At 30.8% G+C, this 1,339-nt stretch carries 1 protein-coding gene; it reads right to left on the bottom strand.

The window, feature by feature from the left end; translation table 11 throughout:
* Positions 1–1,283, bottom strand: a 1,283-nt coding sequence (locus tag L8X38_RS08370) for a hypothetical protein (RefSeq protein WP_263661767.1), incomplete at its 3' end; no start/stop codon positions are given.
* Positions 1,284–1,339: the final 56 nt, after the last annotated feature.

Genomic DNA, 1,339 nt, shown 5'->3' with positions numbered 1-1,339 from the left:
TCTTTAGCATAAGCTAGTATTTTAGCTCGAAGTTCTTGCGGAAAATTATATCTATATATGGCAGGAATTCTTGGATCAAGGAGTTTATCAAGCTTATGTCTTTTATAATACCATTCTAGATTTTCAGGGGTAAAATAATAAGGTGCATTAGGATAGCCTTGAGGAGGAGTTAGGGCTGCTAGTTTGGCATGTAGTATTAAAGTATCATTAAAAAGTTGTGCTTCTTCTTCACTCCAATCATTAGGTGTATCGGTTCCATAGCCACTTACCATACCATTATAATACCCTCCCCTATGGCGATCAAATTCTCTTCTGCTTTCATAAGTAGAATCTACATCCCTTGGATCTTTTATCTTACCCTCAACTATATCACTTCTTAAGGCTTTATACATACTTCCAAATTCATCGCGAGCAATTCTATATTTATTATAATCAATTATCCAATCTACTCCCATAATCTCATCTATAAAAGGAAGCATACCAAATTCATCAGGTTTTAAAGTCTTAGCTAAGGTTTTAATCTCTTGTTCTCTTAAAGGATTTTTATGCACTCCTACTAAACCACTTCCTACAGCAATATCAGCATAACCATAAATAGCACCTAATAAATTAGGTTTATCTAATATACTACTTCCTCCACTTAATTGTATATAAAGTATAGTAGCTTGGATAAATCTTGCATTAAAACCATTTTGAAACATATCATTGGCTAGATATTTATAATCACCTAATATTCCTGCTGCCATACCCCATTCATTATGAAATAAACTTGATCTTAGATTATGTTTATTATCATCTACTATTCTATATAATTTTTCATATTTAGGATCTACATTTCCTTTTTCATCTACAGCTCCTATAGCTTCATAAGGTATATCTATAACAACACTTCTTATACCACTTCTTATAACTAAATACTTATATCTTTCTTTTTTAGTTTTTAAAGATTTATAATAAGCTTTTTCTGCTTTAGTCCAAGGAGCTATGCTTCCTTTAATAGGATCTTTTAAATAAATACTTTGCCAATCTTTAAATTCAAGCAAAGTAGAACTTTGCCCTGTATAAAGATTAGGATCTAAATATCTGGGTTTATAGTCTTTGTAGGGGGAGTTTTGTTTGATATTGTGTGCTTCAAACAAAGCTTTAGAATATTCTTGGGTGTATTTGCCTACTTCACGCCCATCTTCTCTTTTATCAAATATAATTTGATTTGTATTTTTATCAACTTCTAATATAAGTCCATTAGAAGTATAAATCTCGTAAATATCTTTATTACCACTCATTTTTATCCTTTCATCCTATATACAAACCATCTTCCATGATTATAGTAGTGGCTAAT

Origin of the sequence: Campylobacter sp. CNRCH_2014_2452 (genome assembly GCF_025772865.1) — a bacterium.
Taxonomy (GTDB): Bacteria; Campylobacterota; Campylobacteria; order Campylobacterales; family Campylobacteraceae; genus Campylobacter_D; species Campylobacter_D lari_D.
This window is presented reverse-complemented; position numbering and strand designations above follow the sequence as displayed.